We start from the raw sequence: 21,149 nt of genomic DNA, 5'->3' as shown, positions 1-21,149 counted from the left end.
TGACACTGAAAAAAGGTCAACTACTTATCGAATACCTCTATTTTTTTAAAATAATTATTTGGGAAGATAACCCAGGTAGGATTTCATGGTTTCGGCCAGGGATTTAACAGCCTGGTACACCTGATTTTCAACGGTTCTGACGGATAGTTCCAGTAATATGGCGACTTCTTTACATTTAAGGCCGTCCTCCCTGACGAGGCGGAAGATGAGCTGACGCTGTTCGGGCAAGGATGCAATAGCCATGCTGAGCTGTTGCTGTAATTCTTTTTGATCAACTAATTCGGAGGCAATGCCCTCTTCGGTAAACTGAAACAATTCTCCCGCTTCCTGTTCTCCGATCACTATATTGTGTTTTTGCTGATCTCTCAGATGATTTAAAGCGGCATTTTTGACTCCGTTGTATAAAAACCCGGCTGGATTGGAGACGGCTGTTAACTGTTCTCTTTTAAGCCATAACCTGACAAAAAAAGCAGAAACAAGCTCTTCCGCACTTTCGTTTTGTTTAACGTAATACTTTGCAAACAGGACCAGCTTTTCATAATATACCATGAATAGCTCATTGAAGGCCGTTTCCTTGCCTGAGCCAATGTCGTGGAATAGTTCCAATAAGGATTCTTCTGGTTTAAGCATTAATCCTGCAATTTGATTAAATGACAGCTACAATATTGACAACAAACAAATATTCCATTAAACAGGTCATTTAATAGTTATTTACGGTCTCATTCGGGTTACTGGGCAGTAAGTTAGCAATAAAACGAGAAGTTTGTATACCACCCTTCAATTTTCGATAAAAACCTGCTACAATTATTAGCTTTGCGAATATGATCCCTAAGATGAGCAAAATAAACCGGAACCAATTGATGTACCTGATACCTGACGAGGAAATTGTTAAGTATAACGACCCGATTTATTCTAAATATCTCGGATGGGCCGAACTGGAAAAAGCAGACGAGGAACAACTTGTATTGATAGGAAAATTTGATAATGAAGGAGGGCCCACGTCGAACATGCCTTATAGAGACAAGTACTGGCAGGCTGATGCTCCTATTGCACTGGCCTGGTATCCTTTTTTCGGATGTCATATTTACCGTTACGGTCAGGATGGTGGTCTGTATTTTGTATATAATGAGTTTGGAGGGCATGCCCCGGAAAGACGTTGCAGGCTGATACAACGGCATTTGATTTCGACAGAAATTCCCGGGTAAATTATTTGTGGTGACACAATTCACTTTTTCAACGACAAAGAAGGAGCCGGATATAATCCAACTCCTTCTTTTCGGGTTTTAGCATCTAAAATGTCCGGCTCAGGATACCCGGCCTTGCCCCTGGATACGATCCCATCTACTTTTGAGGCATAAAATTTAATATTATGCAACAGATCAACGTATTTGCCTCAACACCAATTGTTATTAAAAAAGTATTATACACCGGCAGGGTCCATGTAAGCGGTGGCCGTGAAGGCTATGCGAAAAGCGATGATGGCCGGTTACAAACAGCATTGACAGCACCGGGGAGTAAAGGTCCGGGCACTAACCCCGAACAATTACTCGCAGCAGGTTGGTCTGCCTGTTTCATTGGTGCCATGCAACACAACGCTGCCAGTATGGGCTTTACTTTACCGGCAGATCTTTCGATTGATACAGATATTGCATTGACTACCGGGGACAATGGCTTCCATCTGCTGGCACATTTACAAATCAACCTGCCGGGTTTTAGCGAAGAAGCGGCTAAGCAGATAGTTGCGGCTGCACATGAAACCTGCCCTTATTCAAAAGCCACAAGCGGGAATATCAATGTAAGTATCGATGTTTCTATTTAACATTATTGTATTACATGATAATGCCAGACATAGGTAGCTGATGCGGGTGCTGTGCCGGCATTTGCTGATGCCAGCTGTACGCTGGTTGTAGTCGGTAGCTTGGTGTATATACCACTCAGTAGTGCCGCTGAGGCATTTGCCGGCCAGAACAATACAGCAGGGGCTGTAGCATAAGCTGTATTAAAGTTTAATTGAAAATAGGGTGCCAATGTAGGAAATGAAGTAGCCGCAGTGATTGTAACTGTTACAGTGCCCGCCATGTCATTGCCGGATACAGCAACTGTGCCTGTAAAGCTACTGCCAATAGTAGCGGTGGGTGTTCCTGAGTTGCCGATGAGTTTTTTTACCCTTATGTCTTCAAATATTTTACTTGCTAAATCGCTCATGATTAATTGTATATAATGTAAACGAATCCTTGTTTAGCCAGGCCGTTGCTGGTAATTGATATGCTGCGTTTTGCGTCTGTATCAATCACATAAGGCTTTATTTCAGCAGCAATGCTTTCAAAGCCGGAAGCGGATAAGAAAGTCTTTTCGCTGTTGCTGATCGTATAGGTTGCCGTAAGCAGCCCAGCTTCTGATACAATTCCTGCTTCCAGTATGGTGGCACCTCTTGGCAGCTGGAAACTACCTGTGGAGCCTGCTCCAGGCAGTCCGGCCGTAGCATAGGCATTAAAACGGTAGATGAATGTCTTTGGATTGACAGTAGTCAGATTGTAACCGGCACGGTGATTCAGCGATACATCATAAGGTGCATTCAGACCCGTACCTGATGTCATGTTGACGAATGATGCTTTAGGGATACTTGCCGTATTCGTAGTATTGTCTGTGTTGACAAAATCAACCAGGTCCGCTGGTTGCCGGTCGATGTAGGTACCATTTACAAACAATTTGGGCCCCTGACCTGTGATGACATCGCTCGTCTTGTATCGCATAGCAATTTGCGCACTGCACTTACCGCCATTTATTCTAAGGATACCCGTAGTCATATCTATCTCGTAGTTAGGAGACCAGTAAGTGGTCCAGGCACTGCCCACACCTGGTTGGGTTGTTGCATCCGAGGTATGTGCTACCAGGGCGGTATAGGCCCTGCCCCTGGTGCCACCGATGTACACTACATCTCCAACAGCATAAGTAATATCGGTAGCCCATGCTTTCTTCAATGCACTGGCCGCATTATTAATTTCCATAAAACAGTTTTGCAGCGTTATAATCCCTGCGACTGCATTACAATCAATAAATTTTGACTTATCTCTTATCTCCGTTTTAACACCGGTAAATGTAAAAGTTCCGTTGTTGGCACCTATTCCTGCGCCGGTAGTGTCAGTCAGTTTCAGGATGGTTCCATTACCGGTTGAAATAATAGATCCATTTGTCCAGTTAATAGCCCCACCTGCTGTCACATTGATTAAGGTCCCGGCTATACCTTCTGCATCACAGGTATCAAATGCCCAGTTTACAGACTGCAGGTTATTGATATTGATTGCTACCTGCCCCTCCTGGAAATTTTTAAATGAACAACGGGTAAACCTGTTTTCAGAGCAGTTGGTATTTCCTGTTACATCAATACCGACTTTGAAATTGCCATCAAATGCACATTCCACGAAAGACAGGGAGGATGCTGAGCCTTCTGAATAGTAAGAATATAAGCGTTCAGTACCTGTTACCCCTGTAAATCTAAGTCCTGTAAAAAGCATGTCGCGAACACTGTTCTGGTTATAGAACCAGTAGTTATCAGTGCCATTGCCTGACTCCGGGCATTTAAAGAAAATATTTGTCAGGTATTTCCCATCACCCATGATCTTGATTCCCCTGTGAGCCACATGCGGGTTATCGTCACTATAGTAATTATTAGTCTGAATTGTGAATTTCTTCTGGGTAAAAAGCCAATTCCCTTTCGGAATGTAGGCGACAAAGGCACTTCCCCACCACCTGATATTTTCGGATGCGTAGACGAATCGCTCATAGTAGGCCATAGTATTCAACATCTGCTGAAAAGCAGCATCATTGGCAGTTCCTACATCATGCCGTGCGTCATAATCTCCTTTGCCACCAAACCACTCAATGCTCACAGCAAAAGGTATCACCCGCATAAAATACTCACCAGCCATCTGCTTCAGAAGCACATTCTCAAGCATTCCTCCGACAATAGGAGTACCATCTGCGACCGCTGTTTCCTTTTTAAAGTTTACATATTCGCCATTATTTGGATCCAGCGCATCGTAAGCAAAATTACCCAGGCGCATCATCGCATTGTCTGTATGCAATGTGGCCCCATTATCTGCAATTCGGATATATCTGCCCGTAGTGACTCCGGTAACCTTGATATTATTTACGCCATCGTCAGTAGCTGTAGACGCATTGTCCCAAAGATACCATCCTCCCTTTCCATCACCGGCAGCCGCACCACCCAGGGTCTGTACCCGGGCAGCAGTACCAGCAACACCTTTAAGTGTTCTAAGTTCTGTGATTGTATCAACTGTTTTTGTCAGTGCATTATATGCCATAATCAGAGTTGTTTTGCAATTGTGTTAAAAGTGAGTGTTCCAACAGGACACACATCATAATTCACATAAAAATTGGTAGCATCGGCACTCTTGGAATAAATACCCTGTGCCGCCGGGGTAATGGGATCAATACTATAACCCGCGCTCGTGGGATTATATCCTAATCCATGCGCCCAGGAGAACTGGGACGTAAGTCCATCACCGGTCAATGTAATTGTACCGGTGACAATAAAATTGTCTGCCATTATATGGGGGTTTAACAGCGATCAGCAGGCGCTGACCGCTCAGTGAAAGAATGTACTGATTTTGGGGGGCCTTTTAATAGTACTTAACTCATTGACAATTATTTATACAAAGGACACCCTGGCACACGCAATGAATCTGCGTGATGGCATGGATCCACTATTCTGACTTTAATGAATTAGCAGCTACTGCTTTCCCTGTCAGTGAAAAGCACTGTATGCCTGTGACTTCGTAAGATTGTAGAAGGATATTCGGAGATCATTTCCTTGTGAAGTGTATTGAATACTGCCTGGGCTTTTCTTTGCCCTGGTACGACGCAACTGATGTAATCAGCACTCAGCAGCATAGGTATCGTAAGTGTAATTGCATGTGAAGGTACCTGCTCTATTGTTTCAAAGCAGCCGTCATTCACCTGTTGCACCCGACAGGCTTCATCCAGTTCTACTATTTTAACTTTGTATGGGTCCCTGAAATTGGCTACAGGAGGATCATTGAATGCCAGGTGGCCATTCTCCCCTATTCCCATGCAGACAATATCTACCGGCTGCTGTTGTAATAAGGCTGCATAACGTGAACATTCTGCTTCAAGGTCTGCTGCATTTCCATTCATAAAATGAATCTCATTAAAACTGAGCTTATCAAATAAATGCGCCTTTAGAAAATTACCAAAGCGCTGAGGTGCATCTTCCGGCAAACCTATGTATTCATCCATATGAAAAGCATTGATCCGCTTCCAGTCCAGGCCAGTATTACACAGATATCGCAGAAACTCATTCTGAGAAGGAGCCGCAGCAAAGATAACATTGATAAAGTCTTTTGATTGCAACAGTTTTAAAGCTTCTGCTGCGAACATGTCCGCCGCCGCCTTTCCCATCTCATCTCTTGAATCAGCAATGATATGCCGGAAATTGGTATTAGTTATTAACATGACTATCTGATCTTATTGAATACGAAACGCCCATTTACCATTGTTGCCTCAATATTTATATTATCATCAAATATGGTAAGGTCTGCATCCTTCCCCATGGCAATGCTCCCTTTATGCTCTGAAAGATGTAAGATCCGGGCAGGCACTTCTGACATCATTCTTACACTATCGAACAAGGGGAGTCCCGCCAGTGTAACCATATTTCTCACCAGTGCATCAGCAGTGGCTACACTTCCCGCAAAAGCCGATCTATCCGGTAGTTTGGCTACATTGTCTTCTATGATTACTTCCATTCCATTCTTTAGCGCACCAAGCACACTTGGGCCTTCCGGCATCCCTGCACCACGCATCGCATCAGTGATCAATGCCGTGTTTTCCACACCTTTTATTTTACAGATGAGTTGCAGAAGTGCGGGAGGCAGGTGCTTCCCATCTGCAATGATCTCTACTGTCAGGTTGTCGAGCAGGTAGGTCGTTTCAATGACCCCGGCAGACCGGTATCCATTATTCCTGACGACACCTGTCATGCAGGAATAAAAATGCGTGACGTGTGAATACCCCACTTCCACTGCTTTCAGTACATCGTCATACAAGGCGCTGGTATGTGCGATGGCTGGCAATACGCCATTCTCCGCCATGTATTTACCAAACTCCAGGGCTCCCGGCAATTCCGGGGCTGCACTCCAGCGTTTAATATGTTTTGAGGAGGATAAAATCTGCTTATACTCGTCCGGATCAGGATGGCGGATATACCTGGGATCCTGTGCACCCTTTTGCTCCATGGAAAAATAGGGGCCTTCTATATGCAAGCCTATGAACTGCGCCCCCATGGTATTGAGTGGAACAGCTTTTTCATAAACAGCCAGTGTCTCCATCAGGTCCGTATGTTCACAACTCAGGGTAGTCGGCATCAGTGCAGTTGTGCCATATTGCGCATGGGTGTTAGCTATGCCAAGAAAAGCGGCTACGGTATTATCCATAAAATCATGTCCTCCTCCACCGTGTACATGCATATCGATAAAGCCAGGGGAAATAAATCGCCCCCCTGCATTTATCTCAACCGCATGCTCCACGTCTATATTATTCTCAGTTACTTCCAGGATCCTGCTTCCCTCTATCAACAGGGTGCCATTATTAAGTATGCCCGTTGGCGTAATGATCCTGCCATTGTAGATCTTAATCATTTCTATTCTTTAGGATGGCTTCAAGATGATTGTAACGTGTATTCCGAACTTCGTTTTCTGTTTGCAGCTCCGATAAGTAATAGGTATCCCGGTTCAGCGCTATAAAACGGGCATCCAGTTTCTCAGGATGCAAATCAGCGAGCATCTTTGCCAATTTTAGCCTTTTTTCAGGCGAGTAATCCGTTTTATTCATTTCTGCTTCAATCCACCTGCAAGTGACGTAAAATGACCTTATATCGGCCATTAAGAGGTAATGTTGGAACTCCTTTGACTTCGTAGACAATGACAGGCTATACAAGGTCTTTTGAGCCGCCATGATGCTGTCCCTGAGTACACCGATACTGAGGTCGGTACCGGAGACCTTCCCATCTTTCACTTCATAGGGAGCCGTACTGATTGCCTGTAGAAAAGCATCGCTTTGTATTGTATTAAAACCGTACTTCCGCTGACAATATTGCCTTACAAAGGCTTTTGTATCCAGTGCTTTATTCGTTTTCAATGCTTCAAAATAAGCGTTGATAAGCAGGTTAAAACCGATTTGCGGATACACTCTTCTCACTGCCTTCAGATCCACCGGGTCCGCATAACATTCAAAGACGGGGGAATAAACCCCGGATGTAGACCAGGAAGTCATAATGATCCCTTTATAGTTCAATGCCCTCGCCTGGGGAATGAATGTTTCTATATTTTTAAAATGCGTTCTCCAGGAAGCTAAGAAATAATTATCCGGCCCACTCCTGATAGCCGGCGCGCCCCAGATCTCAAACCCACTTTCCTGCAGCTTTTTATGGTCCCCAAAGCGGTCCAGCGCCCAGCCATAATTCCAGTCGAGAAAAATCGTTTCTTTGGGCAGGTCCTTTAATGCTTCGGGATACTTCAAGGCAATATCAGCCCATACCACAGGCCGTTTGCCAAGGCTCACCACCAGCTCACAAAGCATACGGATATAATCGCCGTACAGCCTGGACATGCCCAGTGAATCTGCTTTCTTCCGGGATGCGAGAGAATGCCCCAGCAGCATGGTCTCATCTCCTCCTATATGAATGTATTGCGATGTATGTGTTGCAATCAGGTCTTTGTACAGGTCTGCAAACAGCGCGCTGCATTCTTTTTCCTTTGTCGGGTTTACCTGGGAATAATCCTTATCATCCTCCCTTAACTGCGCATACCGTGAATGCCGCAGTATATACTCTACATGACCAAAACTTTGCTGTAAGGGGATGACATCTATTTTTAGCTGGTTGCAGTAGGCAATGAAAGATTTTACTTCTTCACGGGTATAAGCATATTGATTGGAGATAACACTATGCTGCTGAAAAGGATAGGTGGCCTCCCATTCTACAAGGAGCGTATTGATACCGTTTTCACTCAAGGACTTTGCAAATGCCTTTAAGGCCGGCATTTTCATTACCTGGATCCTCAGATCCAGATGAAAGCCCCTGACCTGAAATGTGGTGTCCCCGTTTGCATAACAGGTTATGCTGGTCAGACTAATAAGGAATGCGAAAAAGTATCTTTTCATACGCTTTTTGTTAAACTCCGTGTACGTACACGAATTTAACAAAAAACTCTATTAATTCCGGTAATACTGATAATTTTCGGCCGTAATTATATCAATAGGCATAAACTGCTCTTTTTCAATGGCCGTTTGCAATACCAGGTGCTGGTAAAGACTGGTAATACCCTTATACCCTTGTTCCTGTGGTTTCTGGCAAATGAGGAAATCAATTACATTTTTCTGCAGGTAGGCTATATTTTCAGGAAGGAAGTCATAACCGATGAGTTTAATACCACTGATCTTTTGCTCTTCGAAATATCTCGCCACGGTAAATACCCTTGAATTGGAAACGAAGACTACATCAAACTGATGCTTACGGAAAAGCTTCTTTAGTTCCGCTTGTATGGATTCATAGTCCGGCTCCCGTATATCCGTCTTCACGATATTTACGTCCGCGTGATGATTTTTAAAATAAGCCCTGAATCCCTCTTCTTTTACCAGCAGATGATGGTGCTGATCCATTTCCCTGGAAATATTTACGATCAGCACAGCCGATTGGGGAGGAAGGAGATACTTTGTCAGATGAGCTGCGAGATATCCACTTTTATGCAGATCCGGGCCTATATAGCACACCCTGTCACTATCCTTCAGATCAGAATTTATCAGTACGTAAGGGATTTGTTTTTCTGCACACTTTGCCACAAAGGCCTGTGCCTCCTGCTCAAACATAGGAGCCAGTAGTACACCATCATAATCTGTGCGCAGGATTTCTTTTGCCTTTTTGGTAAAGGTCTTCTTGTCGTTCTGGTTAAAGAAATAATGGTCTACGACTACGCCAAATGCCCTGATCTCATCAGCAGCCTGTTTGATTCCATTCAGGGGAGCCTCCCAGTAACCAGTCTCCCTGGACGATGAAGGGATCAGGGAAGCGATCCGCAATACCTTCTTGGATGCCAGGCGGCGGGCAATGACATTGGGCTGGTAGTCAAGTTCTTTAATGATCTCCAGGATCTTTTCTTTCGTGCTGGCAGATACGCCTGTTCTATTGTTCAATACACGATCTACTGTACCTATTGATACGTTTGCCCTGCGGGCAATTTCCTTTACGCCTACCGGACTTTCCTGTTTTTTCATCAAGGGGATTTATATAGCAAATGTATAATTATTAGAAATCATTTGCCACTACCCTGATTTCCCTGATCTCCTGATTTTGTGCCAGGTCGGATATAACGGGCCCCATCACCTCTATTTTCTTTTTCCGGTGCTGCTGATCTGTATACCAGCCCATCACCCCAGGAGGAGGTTCCTTTATTTCCAGCCGCATATTATATTCCTGCCAGGCACTATCCAGTTTTACCTCCAGCTCTTTCAATGGTATATTCAAACTGGTGCCATGAGCAGGCCACATTTCCACTCTTTCTACACTGCTATCAGGATTGTAGATCACCAGGCTAAAATCTTTACCTGTGAAGTGCTTAAAATCTCCATCCATCGTCACTTTCATACTATCTCCAGGAATGAACAGACCTGTGAGGAAATTGGTGGCACTATCCTTTGACAATGGAAGTGCTTCTGCTATTTTAAATACCTTTTCTGAAAGACTTAAGGGAGCCACCGGCGCTTTTTCCGTGCTGGCAGTTTTGCTATTGCTGCTACCGCAGGCAATGAGCAATACACAGCTCATAATGATCAGTAAACGCTTCATATCAACTTAATTTTGAGACCCTGTACACGGCCAGTTTACCACCACCATCCAGGCTGCTCATATTCGGACTTTTAGTTGGGAAAAAATGAAGTTCATGTGGTCCTTTAGCTGTATCACTTGTAAAAGATACCGGCACATTCACGACTGCGGCATAAGGGTGAATCTGAATGATAATACCTTTACGCACATATCCTAAACTGATAAGCCGGTCAATATCATTTGGCTTGATATGGATACATCCATGAGAATAAGCCAGGCTAATATTGTCCGGGAGTTTATTCCTGGTGTTATATGCAGTGGCGGCTTCATCCGGGGGCGTAGTATGAATAAAGTCACTCATGAGTTCGTCTTTATTCTTTTCGTAGACCCCGTTGTTATTATTGTCACGATAATATTTTACGGAGATGTGCCCGAAATCATTGAAGACCCAGGTGCCTGGTGTTGAACTGCCAAAACTGGAAGCCATGCCCTTATAATAATCCAGAATCGTCTTTCTTAACTGCAATTCCCATTCTGACCTTGGATAGCTCTTTTTATACGGCTCCAGCCATTGAGGGTTCAGTTCGCTCAGTTTCTTCCATGTTCCACCCCGGTTGATGTATACAGCATCTTTATCCACCCTCATGGGAGTACCCCATGGAATGGTAGAAAAGATCCATCGCCCTCCACTTACATGTTTTTCCACGCTGAGTATTGTGAATCTGCCTGCACGGGTAGGTGTATGTGCGCTTGCAGCCTTGTCCGGATGTTTGGTAATGTTTTCCTGAGAAAGTCCCCCGCGTGCATCTACTTCTAGTAGTCTTGTCAGCTGAAATCTAGCCATACGTAACAGTTTAGATTATGCAGTAGCAGGCCATGGGTTGTCGAAAGTAGACCCGCCCAGTTTTAGCTGTCTTGCGGACAAGGTAAGCTGAATCTCCATGGGCAGCTCACCTCTTGAAGAAAAGCTTTCATGATATTCTATACAGTAGGCATCCTCAAAAGCCAGTTCTTTCATCTTGGAGAGCGCATCGCGCCGGTAGAATATGATCTTGCCACTCTTTGTTTTGGTATTGGAGATCATCCATTCAAACAGGTCGGTGCTGCCGTCTGATTCAAGGGTGACAGTGACAAGACCTCCGATCGGACGGGCGGCTGGTTTACCATTATGATCTATGCTTTGGGTAAATGAGAAGTGGCAGTTGAGTACATTGATTTCTTCGCCATCTATTTGCAATACAGACTTGAATGACATAATCTACAGGTTTTTTAATTAATATGGTGAGTTTTAGGGTTGATTATGGGTTAAATGAGTACGAATTTAATGAATAATTTCATATTTCGGGTTTTCAAACTTTAAGCACTTGATATAAAAAAACCGGTTCCTTTCAGAACCGGTTTTTCCATTTATTTAAAGAGTCTTATGGTCGCCCCTATTTCAAACGCTCCGTCTACATAAGTCTTTATCCCTCCCGTTTGCGTTGTATACATGGCCTGCACCGTTACCGTTTGCCAGGCATTCACACCCATTCCTATTGTTACGCTTTTAGTACTATGGTACATCCCCATAATATTCGCAACATTGTTCAGGAAACTTACATTCACACCTGCATCCAGGATATTATCATACCCTTTCACGCCCCTGTATGCCAGCTTGGGTTCAATGGAAGTCACTTCATCTGTCTCCGGCAGGAATTTATAAGATACTGCCGTAAAGAAGATACCACCACCATCAGTACCCAGGTTATTCCCGGTAAACATGTTACGCACGTTAGGCAAAGCAGCCTGTATATTCAGGTGCCTGTCCGTATACCCCACCCCGAATTCTGCTTCAAAATAGTTATCCCTGCGGTTGAATGCACCGATAGATGGATCATTGGCATCACCATTCATTGCCTTTACATCCAGGCGTTGCACATTCCATACTGCCGATAAGCCGAAATGCAACTGCTGCTCTTCCAGACCTAAAGGAATGCGGTATGCATAAGTTAACGCAACTCGGCTGCGATTTATTAATCCTGCTTTATCACTCATTACCTGGGCACCGACTCCTACCCTGCTATTCACCTTGTAATCGGCAGAAGCGAATGCGGTGACAGGGGATCCGGAGATGCCGCCCAACTGACGGCGATAGGTTGCATTCAGGCGTAGCCCCTCTTCCAGGCCAGCCATGGCCGGGTTGGCCAGGTACTGGTTCTGGAAATATTGTGTGCCGGAGGGCTCCAGCAATGATTGAGAATTACCCAATGACTGTGCCTTACTTTCATGGGCCATGCAAAGACCTCCAAGTAAGAATAAGCATATATATTTCTGTAAGCTCATAACCTAAATGTTAATGGGATCAATGCTGGTCCCTGATGATTGTAATAAATCCTTTGGCAGGAGTGTTATAACCATCTGCTTTCAGGATGTAATAATAGGTACCTTCTGCAAGCGGACTACCATTGTAAGTCGCATCCCAGTTATTGCTGTAGTTCTTTGTATGATATACAACACGACCGGTACGGTCATAGATAGTCAGGTCATTGTTTGGATAGCGGCTCAGATCATTGATGATCCACTTATCATTCTTACCATCACCATTTGGTGAGAGCAGGTTGATAGCATCTATCTTAAATTCATTGACTACTGTGATAGTCATTGCCCCTTCATTCATACAACCATTATTATCAGTTACAGTCACAGTATATACAGTGTTCTCTATCGGTTTGATCTGGAGTGTAGCTGTTTGCTGACCACTTACTATACCGCTGGCATTTGACCATTCGTAGCTGTTACCACCGGTAGCTGTCAGGTTCATCGCCGTTCCTTTGGAGATCACGGTATCCTGATCTGCTGTAATGGTGACTGCTGGCAGGGCATTTACTTTGATGGCAAATGTTTGCGCCAGGGTATCTACACCTCCGTAGGCAGTACCACCGTTATCTTTCACGGTGACGGTTACATGGACTGTACCACTAATGCCTGGATTCAGTTGATAAGTGATCAGACCATTCGCATTTACTACCAGGGAGCTAAAGAACGGCTGATCGGCCCTTATTGCATAGCTCAGTGTTTGACCGTCTTCTACAGCAGAAGCACCGCTTGTCTGGATATTTTGCGCAGTAGTGATATCACATACTTCCTGATCAGCAACCGGATTCAGCGTTGGTGCCTGGTTTACCTGGCCTAATTGAACTGTAAAGGTCTTCTCTGTATAAAGACCATTACCCAGGGTAGCCCGGATTCTCACATTATACAGGTTCTTCACAGCGTAGTCCAGAATAGCGGCGGTAAGCAGCTGATCGCCGGAGATCGTGAAGGATGTATTGTCAGTGCTGCCGGCACCTGTTACCAATGTATAAGTATACACTGGATTTGGTTCTGCTGTCACAGCGGAAAGATGACCGACCAGTGTATTGACAGGCGTATTCTCAACGATGGTATTATTATCCAGGCTGATATCGGTCGGTGGCAGTGGTACATATATAACTGTTACAGCTACAGTATTCGCATTGCTCACATTGAGGCCGTCACTTACAGTAATGGTCAGCGATACTGTTGTATGAACGTTCGCATTCAGGGCTGCTTCGTCTTTTACTGAGAGTTCGCCCGTAGCTGAGTTGATGGCAAAGGCACCTGATGGATCATTCGTAATGGTCCAGTTTTGCAGGGCACCAATGGCATCAGTAGCGGTAACACTACCCAGCGTGGTACCTGCCGGGCTGTATTCATTAATACTGAATGTCTGGCCGTTGGCGATAAGCGGTGCTGTTACATCTGAAACTACTGTCAGTGTATCGGAAGCGCTGTTACCATTATCACCGATGTTCACCGCAACATCTGCAGGTAGATTGATGCTTACATTCCCATCAGCAGCCGGAGTGATTGTTAGGGTATAAGTGATGTTGTTACTTGTTTGAAGGTTGCTGGCCGTACCGTTTGTTACATTAAAGTCAGCAGCAGTTAATCCCGTTACTGCTTCGCTAAAGGTGGCTGTTGCACTGAATGCAGCATTCACCAGGGAAGGCGCATTATCAAGCGTAACTGTAGGATGAACTGTGTAGACATATACACCAGCGGTGCTTCCTATATTATTCAGGGTCTTCACCGCATCATTACCAAATATATCCCTGATGGTTCCTGTGATTGCTGCAAGCGCTATACCATCCAGGTCATTTTCTCCATCCTGTACGGTGTAAGAGAAGCTCAGTATATTAGTGCCTGTGCCTCCCGTATAAGTAGCATTTACTGTTGTATTACCAATTGTTACCGGTAAAACAGGTGTACCTGTCACATTTACAACCGCATTAAATTGAGCTGTAAAGTCAAGCGTCTGGGTAGCATGATAGTACGCATTTGCGGGAACGCTTACCTGGGTAATAACCGGTGCAATTGTGTTCACTAATACACCAGTCGTAGCAGGTGCTGCGAAGGTAAGTACTGCATCATTTCCGGCTGCATCTTTAATAGTACCACTGCTCAAAGCGCCGGTTACTATACCATCCAGATCCTGATCACCATTCACTACTGTATAAGAGAAGCTTAATGCAGATGTACCTGTACCGCCATTATAATCAGCATATACGGTACTGCTGCCCATCATAATCGCAATATGTGGTGTACCTGTTACCGTTACGGCTTCTCCAAATCTCACCTCAAAGTTCAATACATCTCCTGCCTTATAATAATCATTTGGTGGCACTGCTACACTCGTAACAACAGGTGCTGTCACATCAGCGACTACCGTCAGGATATTAGATGCCGTATTACCATTATCTCCTATGTTCACTGCCTTATCAGCAGGCAGCGTCACGGTTACATTACCATCAGCAGAAGGTGTAACAGTGAAGGTATAAGTAATATTATCACTTGTGTGCAGGTTGCCGGCTGTACCATTTGCAACCGTAAAGTCAGCAAGTGTCAGGCCAGTCACTGCTTCGCTAAAGGTAGCAGTTACTATATAAGGAGCGTTGACATTTAAACTGGATGTAGACAATGTGACTGTCGGATGTACAGTATAAACATATACACCAGCAGTGCTACCTGCATTATTCAGTGCCTTCACCGCCTCATTCCCAAATTCATCCTGGATTGTTCCTGTGATTGCAGCCAGTGAAATGCCGTCCCGATCATTCTCACCATCCTGTACTGTATAAGAGAATGCCAGTGTATTGGTACCGGTTCCACCAGTATAGGCTGCATTTACAACCGTACTACCAATGGTTATCGGCAACACAGGTGTACCTGTTACATTTACAATAGCATTAAATGTTACTGAGAAATCAAGCGTTTGACCAGCATTATAATAACCATTCGCAGGAACTGATACCGAAGTAACCACCGGCGCGATTGCATTAACCAATACGCCAGGTGTAGACGGTGCAGTGAAATTAAGGAGAGCAGCATTACCTGCCACATCCGTCATCGTACCGCTTAAAATACCTATTGCAATACCATCCAGATCCTGATCACCATTCACCACCTCGTAAGAGAAGCTCAGTGTAGAGGTACCTGTACCGCTCACGTAATCAGCATATACCGTTCTGCTACCCATTGTAATCGCAAGGCGTGGTGTACCTGTTACCGTTACGGCTTCTCCAAATCTCACCTCAAAGTTTAATACATCTCCTGCATTATAATAATCATTTGGTGGCACTGCTACACTCGTAACAACAGGTGCTGTCACATCAGCGACTACCGTCAGGGTATTAGATGCCGTATTACCATTATCTCCTATGTTCACTGCCTTATCAGCAGGCAGCGTCACGGTTACATTACCATCAGCAGAAGGTGTAACAGTGAAGGTATAAGTAATATTATCACTTGTGTGCAGGTTGCCGGCTGTACCATTTGTAACCGTAAAGTCAGCAAGTGTCAGGCCAGTCACTGCTTCGCTAAAGGTAGCAGTTACTGTATAAGGTGCGTTGACATTTAAACTAGATGTAGATAAGGTAACTGTCGGATGTACAGTATAAACATATACACCAGCAGTGCTACCTGCATTATTCAGTGTCTTCACCGCCTCATTACCAAATTCATCCTGGATTGTTCCTGTGATTGCAGCAAGTGAAATGCCGTCCCGATCATTTTCACCATCCTGTACTGTATAAGAGAAGCTCAGTGTATTGGTACCGGTACCTCCCGTATAAGTAGCATTTACCGTTGTATTACCAATTGTTACGGGTAAAACAGGTGTACCTGTTACATTAACAACCCCATCAAATTGAACTGAGAAGTTCAGTGTTTGAGCGGCATTATAATAACCATTCGCAGGAACTGATACCGAAGTAACCACCGGCGCGATTGCATTAACCAATACGCCAGGTGTAGACGGTGCAGTGAAATTAAGGAGAGCAGCATTACCTGCCACATCCGTCATCGTACCGCTTAAAATGCCTATTGCAATACCATCCAGATCCTGATCACCATTCACCACCTCGTAAGAGAAGCTCAGTGTAGATGTACCTGTACCGCTCACGTAATCAGCATATACCGTTCTGCTACCCATTGTAATCGCAAGACGTGGTGTACCTGTTACCGTTACGGCTTCTCCAAATCTCACCTCAAAGTTCAATACATCTCCTGCCTTATAATAATCATTTGGTGGCACTGCTACACTCGTAACAACAGGTGCTGTCACATCAGCGACTACCGTCAGGGTACTAGATGCCGTATTACCATTATTTCCTATGTTCACTGCCATATCAGCAGGCAGCGTCACGGTTACATTACCATCAGCAGAAGGTGTAACAGTGAAGGTATAAGTAATATTATCACTTGTGTGCAGGTTGCTGGCTGTACCATTATTTACAGTAAAGTCTCCTGCAGCTACACCTGTAACAGCTTCACTAAATGTAGCGCTTACCTCAAAGCCTTCTTTCACCAGAGTAGCAGCAGTAGCCAGTGTCACTGTTGGATGTACTGTATTAACAAATATGCCGACAGTTGACGGTGCTGTATAGGTCTTCACCGCCTCATTACCATATTCATCCTGAATAGTACCTGTGAGCGCTGAGACAGCAATACCATCCCGGTCGTTATCACCATCCACTACTGTATAAGTAAAGGTCAGAGTGGAAGTACCTGTACCCCCGGAATAAACGGCATCCACAATGGTATTACCGATCGTTACCGGCAATACAGGGCTACCTGTTACATTTACAATAGCATTAAATGTTACTGAGAAATCAAGCGTTTGACCAGCATTATAAAATCCGTTTGGCGGAACATTTACTGAACTGATAACCGGCGCTATTGTATTTACTAAAACACCGGCTGTAGAAGGAGCCGTGAATGTACGGACTGCAGCATTGCCCGCGGCATCCTTAATAGTACCATTACTTAATGTACCCACAACAATCCCATCCAGATCCTGATCTCCATCTGCAACTGTATAAGAGAAGCTCAGTGTAGATGTACCGCTACCACTTACATAATCAGCATATACGGTACTACTACCCATCGTGATAGCAAGACGTGGGGTACCGCTTACATTCACCGTTTCGTTGAATGTTACCGTGAAGTTTAGTACCGCACCGGATTTGCTATAACCAGCAGCTGGCACTGTTACACCCGTCACCACAGGCGCTGTAAAATCAGCCAGGGTGGACAAAGTATTAGAAGCAGCATTTCCATTACGCGCAATATTCTCAGCAGCACCTGCCGGTAAGCTTACTGATACTGTTCCATCCGTAAGCGGGGTGATGGTCACTGTATAAACGATGCTATCGCTTGTCTGTACATCACTGGCTGCACCATTGACAACGGTAAAGTCACTGGCAGACAAACCTCTTACCGCTTCTGCGAAGGTGGCTGTTACCTGATAAGCACCATTCACCAATGTAGCGGCGGACAAAGTCACTGTTGTATGTGTTGTATTCACCTTCACGCCAGGGAATGCCGGTGCAGGGTTAATATATACAAGTGCCGGATTACCCGCCTTATCCGTTAGCAATAAATTACTTAATGCAACGCCGGCTCCCATTTCTATACCATCTCCATCATCATCTCCGTCCGCTACCGTGTAAGTAAAGATCATTCCATTGTTACTATCCCTACCTGTATAGTAAACAGGCATGACACCAGAATTCAGATTCAAAGCCATGTATGGCTGCTCAGTTGTAATATTAAATACCAGCTCCTCACTAAAATGAACGACGAATTTCAACTGATCACCAGTATGATAATAACCATCTGCAGGTCCATCCAAACTCACGATTGCCGGAGGTGTAAAATCTGCTGTCACCTGCAGTTCATTCGAAACCGAATTGCCATTATCCCCAATATTCGCCGAAGCATCAGCAGGTAACTGAATTGAGACTGCTCCATCTACTGAAGGAGTCACTTCTATTGAATAAACAATATTGTCGCTTGTTGTTACACCGGATACCAGACCGTTTGAAATGGTAAAATCACCAGCCGTCAGTCCTGTCACCGCCTCACTAAAGGTAGCGGTCACATAGAATACGCTATTTACCACCGTACTACCAGAAGATAATACCACAGATGGAATAACCGTATTCACCAGTACACCATTTGTACTTCCCGCACCATTGATAGTAGTATTAGCTTCGTTACCATAACTATCTTTCAGCATGCCGGCATCTGCCGTCAGTGCTGTTCCGATCTGGATACCATTATTATCGTTATCACCGGCTACTACTGTGTAACTGAAAGTGAGATTCTTTGTACCACTACCACTTACATATGCAGCATGCACCACAGAACTACCAATTGTAACTGGCAGGTAAAGGTTTCCTGCAGCAGTTGAAACAGTGATTTCCTTATCAAAGCCCACTGTAAATTCCAGGGTAGTACCTGCCTTGTAATAAGCATTTGCAGGCACACTTACACTGGTAATCACCGGCGCTGTATTATCATAGTCTACATCAACGGCAGTGGCAGCATTCGTATTTCCACTCTGGTAGGCGGCCGCCGCATCAGCATTCAATGCAATATGCAGGGTACCTATGCTATTAGCAGGCACCGAAATGCTGATTGTATAGGAAGAAGTATAACCTGCTCCCGGAGAAACAGCAGTTACTGCCGCACCTGCAATTCCAGTCAATGAGAACGAAGAGGCATTCACACCATTCACAGATTTATCAAAATTCAGCGTCACCGTCATCGTTGTTTCATTGGATGTAGCTGGCGCCGTCAGGGTCCCTACCGGGCGAATACCATCTACCCGGATTGCCGTAGCACCGGATGTAAATAACGAATCCAGCAGATTACCTGCCTGATCTGTCAATACATTATTATTTACCCGGATGGAAGCACCTAATTTTATGCCGTCGTTGTCCAGATCACCTTCCTGTATTGTATAAGTGAATGTCCATTGGTTTGTGCCGGCACCGGATGCATATACTGCTTTCCTGCTGGTAGTACCAATAGTCAGATCGATATAAGGTAACCCTGTTCCGGCATTATCTGAGTACACAGGCTCACTTGCGGTCGCCGTCAGCGAGATGACCTGTCCTATATAATAGGTACCATTTGCCGAAGCACCGACGGTTTGGATGACAGGGCTTATATAATCCACATTCCAGGAATAGGAAGCAGAAAGCCCGGTATTATCTGCAAGATCTTTTGCCCGGATCTGAATAGTATGCATACCTGTAGACAGTCCACTCAATGTAAGCGGAGAAGTGGCCGCTACAAAAGGACCTCCATCTATACTGGCGGCATAACTACTCACCGGTTCATCCGCTTCAAAACTAAAGGTAGCAGACGACTGATTAGAAGGGTCTGCTGGCTTGCCCGTAATTAAAACAGTAGGTGCTGTCTGGTCCAGCGTTATTGAAGCACTGGTTCCCTTCACATTGCCTGCATTGTCTTTCACCTGCATATATACCTTCTTCACACCATCTCCTGTACCCAGTGTATATGATTTGCCGGAGGCAAACGTTTCATAAGTACTCCAGTTACTGCTATCTGCAGAGAATCTCATTTGCAAAGGGGTACTTGCATCTGTAGTCGTTGCTGACAATGTCACAGCTACCGCATTGGTCATGGTAGCTCCGCTATTAATAGCCAGTGAAATTGCAGGCGGCGTTTTATCAATAGTGGCTAAATCGCCGGTAGTGAATGGCACATTTAACAAAGCAGGTGTAATACCTGCACCTGTAACCACCAGGTTCATAACACCATCTCCTGTACCCGTATTTACAGTTACAGTATATGTCGTAGCATCCACCTGGGATACGCCTGCAACACCAGCTCCTGTCAGACCAGACGTTGACAGCGAAAATGCATTCGTAGTAACACCTGATACACTTGTATTGAATACCACGGTATAGCTCACTGAGCTATTATTGGTAGGTGAAGCACCATTTCTCGTTACACTCATCACCTTGGGTTCTGCCATTCTGATAAGGCGACCATTTCCACTGGCAAAAGGATCTGTTGCATATATCACCCCATTGCTGGTAACAGTCAACCCTGTAGGATATCCAACACCAGAAATTGTTAAAGAGGAATCCAGGATCGTACTGGCTATTCCCGGGTAGCCATAGGGATATTTTACAATGGCCGCCTTACCTTTACTCACCGCTTCAATCGTATAAAGATTATTGCCAGCATCTGATGCAATGGCAGAAAATTCTTTGCCTGTTGCCAGCGTAGATACAGAATAAGTGGGATAATCCAGCTTCAGGAAAGCCCCGGCAGGATGAGCGGCGCTCTCCATGAAGTCAGTAATATAAACGTTGTTATAAGAATCTGTAGCCAGCCCCCAGGGGTAAGAAGTACCTGCTGCCGGCACGCTAAGACCATCGTATATAGTTGTACCAGGATTGTTTTCCGCTCCCGGAAAATACTTTACAACATCAAACTTGGCGGTAGAACTGTTATATTCTATCGCGTGCAGGTAACCAAATCTGTCTACCGTAATAGCAGAAAAATACCTACCCGATTGTACCACGATTGGTATATATGAAGGGCTTAACAGTTTGATGATCTGGCCATTCCCTGTTTCAAAGGAGTTCAGTACAAACACATCTCCGGTTGAGTTCACAGCCAGGCCCCAGGGATTATCACCCTGAATGGCAGTACCATGGCTCAACCCTGAGTAAATCACAGTAGGGGTACCTGTGCCTCCTGTAAACTTCACTACATCATACTTGTTTGTAGTACTGTTCAGTTTAGTGGCATAGACATTATTAGCGGCATCTCTTGCAGTAGCTGTATAGACACCCCCTGTTTCTACAGTGGACAGAACGGCCTGTGCCTTACCCGAAAGGAAGGTGATTACAGCTACGATGATCAAGAGTAAAACCCGGATACATCGTGTAAAGGTAGAATTCAT

Annotated in this window: 15 protein-coding genes; 2 read left to right on the top strand and 13 right to left on the bottom strand. The window is 44.8% G+C overall.

All coding sequences use genetic code 11. The features are described 5' to 3' along the window. Positions 1-54 precede the first annotated feature (54 nt). Positions 55-630 (bottom strand): RNA polymerase sigma-70 factor, encoded by a 576-nt coding sequence (locus DXN04_RS25555; protein WP_116856244.1) that lies wholly within the window; start codon positions 628-630, stop codon positions 55-57. Positions 631-833: 203 nt separating this feature from the next. Here DXN04_RS25555 and DXN04_RS25550 point away from each other — a divergent pair, with 203 nt between their 5' ends. Together DXN04_RS25550 and DXN04_RS25545 are read left to right on the top strand one after the other, a co-directional pair. Beyond that, positions 834-1,205 (top strand): hypothetical protein, encoded by a 372-nt coding sequence (locus DXN04_RS25550; protein ID WP_147320061.1) that lies wholly within the window; start codon positions 834-836, stop codon positions 1,203-1,205. A 164-nt stretch (positions 1,206-1,369) separates the two neighbouring features. Next, complete coding sequence (locus DXN04_RS25545; RefSeq protein ID WP_116856242.1) at positions 1,370-1,819, top strand: organic hydroperoxide resistance protein; 450 nt, start codon at positions 1,370-1,372, stop codon at positions 1,817-1,819. Positions 1,820-1,821: 2 nt separating this feature from the next. Here the strand turns inward: DXN04_RS25545 and DXN04_RS25540 are convergent, their stop codons facing one another. The 12 genes from DXN04_RS25540 to DXN04_RS25485 all read right to left on the bottom strand — a co-directional run bounded on the left by DXN04_RS25540 (position 1,822) and on the right by DXN04_RS25485 (position 21,149). After that, entirely contained in the window at positions 1,822-2,205 is a 384-nt protein-coding gene (locus DXN04_RS25540) for a hypothetical protein (protein WP_116856241.1), read from the bottom strand. A 2-nt stretch (positions 2,206-2,207) separates the two neighbouring features. Beyond that, on the bottom strand, positions 2,208-4,325 hold the full coding sequence (locus tag DXN04_RS25535) for a hypothetical protein (RefSeq protein WP_116856240.1): 2,118 nt from the start codon (positions 4,323-4,325) through the stop codon (positions 2,208-2,210). Between the two features lie 2 nt (positions 4,326-4,327). After that, positions 4,328-4,570, bottom strand: coding sequence for a hypothetical protein (locus DXN04_RS25530; protein WP_116856239.1), 243 nt, complete (start codon positions 4,568-4,570; stop codon positions 4,328-4,330). 176 nt (positions 4,571-4,746) lie between these two features. Continuing rightward, on the bottom strand, positions 4,747-5,496 hold the full coding sequence (locus DXN04_RS25525; protein ID WP_116856238.1) for a glucosamine-6-phosphate deaminase: 750 nt from the start codon (positions 5,494-5,496) through the stop codon (positions 4,747-4,749). 2 nt (positions 5,497-5,498) lie between these two features. Next, positions 5,499-6,680, bottom strand: coding sequence for an N-acetylglucosamine-6-phosphate deacetylase (nagA, locus tag DXN04_RS25520; RefSeq protein ID WP_116856237.1), 1,182 nt, complete (start codon positions 6,678-6,680; stop codon positions 5,499-5,501). Further along, positions 6,673-8,202, bottom strand: a complete 1,530-nt coding sequence (locus tag DXN04_RS25515; RefSeq protein WP_116856236.1) for a beta-N-acetylhexosaminidase — start codon at positions 8,200-8,202, stop codon at positions 6,673-6,675. The genes nagA and DXN04_RS25515 overlap by 8 nt, the downstream gene beginning before the upstream one ends. Positions 8,203-8,253: 51 nt before the next feature. After that, a complete protein-coding gene (locus tag DXN04_RS25510; protein ID WP_116856235.1) occupies positions 8,254-9,312 on the bottom strand; it encodes a LacI family DNA-binding transcriptional regulator in 1,059 nt (352 codons plus the stop codon). A 31-nt stretch (positions 9,313-9,343) separates the two neighbouring features. Continuing rightward, on the bottom strand, positions 9,344-9,883 hold the full coding sequence (locus tag DXN04_RS25505) for a hypothetical protein (protein ID WP_116856234.1): 540 nt from the start codon (positions 9,881-9,883) through the stop codon (positions 9,344-9,346). A gap of 1 nt (position 9,884) precedes the next feature. After that, the gene (locus DXN04_RS25500) at positions 9,885-10,706 is read right to left on the bottom strand and encodes a hypothetical protein (protein WP_116856233.1); all 822 of its coding nucleotides are present in this window, start codon (positions 10,704-10,706) and stop codon (positions 9,885-9,887) included. 15 nt (positions 10,707-10,721) lie between these two features. Then, positions 10,722-11,117 carry a type VI secretion system tube protein TssD gene (gene tssD, locus DXN04_RS25495; RefSeq protein ID WP_116856232.1) on the bottom strand — a complete coding sequence of 132 codons (396 nt, stop codon included), beginning with the start codon at positions 11,115-11,117 and terminating at the stop codon, positions 10,722-10,724. Between the two features lie 152 nt (positions 11,118-11,269). Next, positions 11,270-12,184 carry a PorP/SprF family type IX secretion system membrane protein gene (locus DXN04_RS25490; RefSeq protein ID WP_116856231.1) on the bottom strand — a complete coding sequence of 305 codons (915 nt, stop codon included), beginning with the start codon at positions 12,182-12,184 and terminating at the stop codon, positions 11,270-11,272. A gap of 19 nt (positions 12,185-12,203) precedes the next feature. After that, positions 12,204-21,149 (bottom strand): Ig-like domain-containing protein, encoded by an 8,946-nt coding sequence (locus tag DXN04_RS25485; protein WP_116856230.1) that lies wholly within the window; start codon positions 21,147-21,149, stop codon positions 12,204-12,206.

Source organism: Chitinophaga silvisoli (genome assembly GCF_003412465.1).
Taxonomy (GTDB): Bacteria; Bacteroidota; Bacteroidia; order Chitinophagales; family Chitinophagaceae; genus Chitinophaga; species Chitinophaga silvisoli.
Note: the sequence above shows the minus strand (reverse complement) of the source record. Positions and strands in the feature narration are given on the sequence as shown.

Excerpts from the sequence above, each read along its gene's own strand:
- DXN04_RS25490 (WP_116856231.1), bottom strand. The coding sequence starts at position 12,184 with ATGAGCTTACAGAAATATATATGCTTATTCTTACTTGGAGGTCTTTGC.
- DXN04_RS25535 (WP_116856240.1), bottom strand. The coding sequence starts at position 4,325 with ATGGCATATAATGCACTGACAAAAACAGTTGATACAATCACAGAACTT.
- DXN04_RS25545 (WP_116856242.1), top strand. The coding sequence starts at position 1,370 with ATGCAACAGATCAACGTATTTGCCTCAACACCAATTGTTATTAAAAAA.
- DXN04_RS25550 (WP_147320061.1), top strand. The coding sequence starts at position 834 with ATGAGCAAAATAAACCGGAACCAATTGATGTACCTGATACCTGACGAG.
- DXN04_RS25485 (WP_116856230.1), bottom strand. The coding sequence starts at position 21,149 with ATGAATTCTACCTTTACACGATGTATCCGGGTTTTACTCTTGATCATC.
- DXN04_RS25530 (WP_116856239.1), bottom strand. The coding sequence starts at position 4,570 with ATGGCAGACAATTTTATTGTCACCGGTACAATTACATTGACCGGTGAT.
- DXN04_RS25505 (WP_116856234.1), bottom strand. The coding sequence starts at position 9,883 with ATGAAGCGTTTACTGATCATTATGAGCTGTGTATTGCTCATTGCCTGC.
- DXN04_RS25525 (WP_116856238.1), bottom strand. The coding sequence starts at position 5,496 with ATGTTAATAACTAATACCAATTTCCGGCATATCATTGCTGATTCAAGA.
- DXN04_RS25515 (WP_116856236.1), bottom strand. The coding sequence starts at position 8,202 with ATGAAAAGATACTTTTTCGCATTCCTTATTAGTCTGACCAGCATAACC.
- DXN04_RS25540 (WP_116856241.1), bottom strand. The coding sequence starts at position 2,205 with ATGAGCGATTTAGCAAGTAAAATATTTGAAGACATAAGGGTAAAAAAA.
- nagA (WP_116856237.1), bottom strand. The coding sequence starts at position 6,680 with ATGATTAAGATCTACAATGGCAGGATCATTACGCCAACGGGCATACTT.
- DXN04_RS25500 (WP_116856233.1), bottom strand. The coding sequence starts at position 10,706 with ATGGCTAGATTTCAGCTGACAAGACTACTAGAAGTAGATGCACGCGGG.
- tssD (WP_116856232.1), bottom strand. The coding sequence starts at position 11,117 with ATGTCATTCAAGTCTGTATTGCAAATAGATGGCGAAGAAATCAATGTA.
- DXN04_RS25555 (WP_116856244.1), bottom strand. The coding sequence starts at position 630 with ATGCTTAAACCAGAAGAATCCTTATTGGAACTATTCCACGACATTGGC.
- DXN04_RS25510 (WP_116856235.1), bottom strand. The coding sequence starts at position 9,312 with ATGAAAAAACAGGAAAGTCCGGTAGGCGTAAAGGAAATTGCCCGCAGG.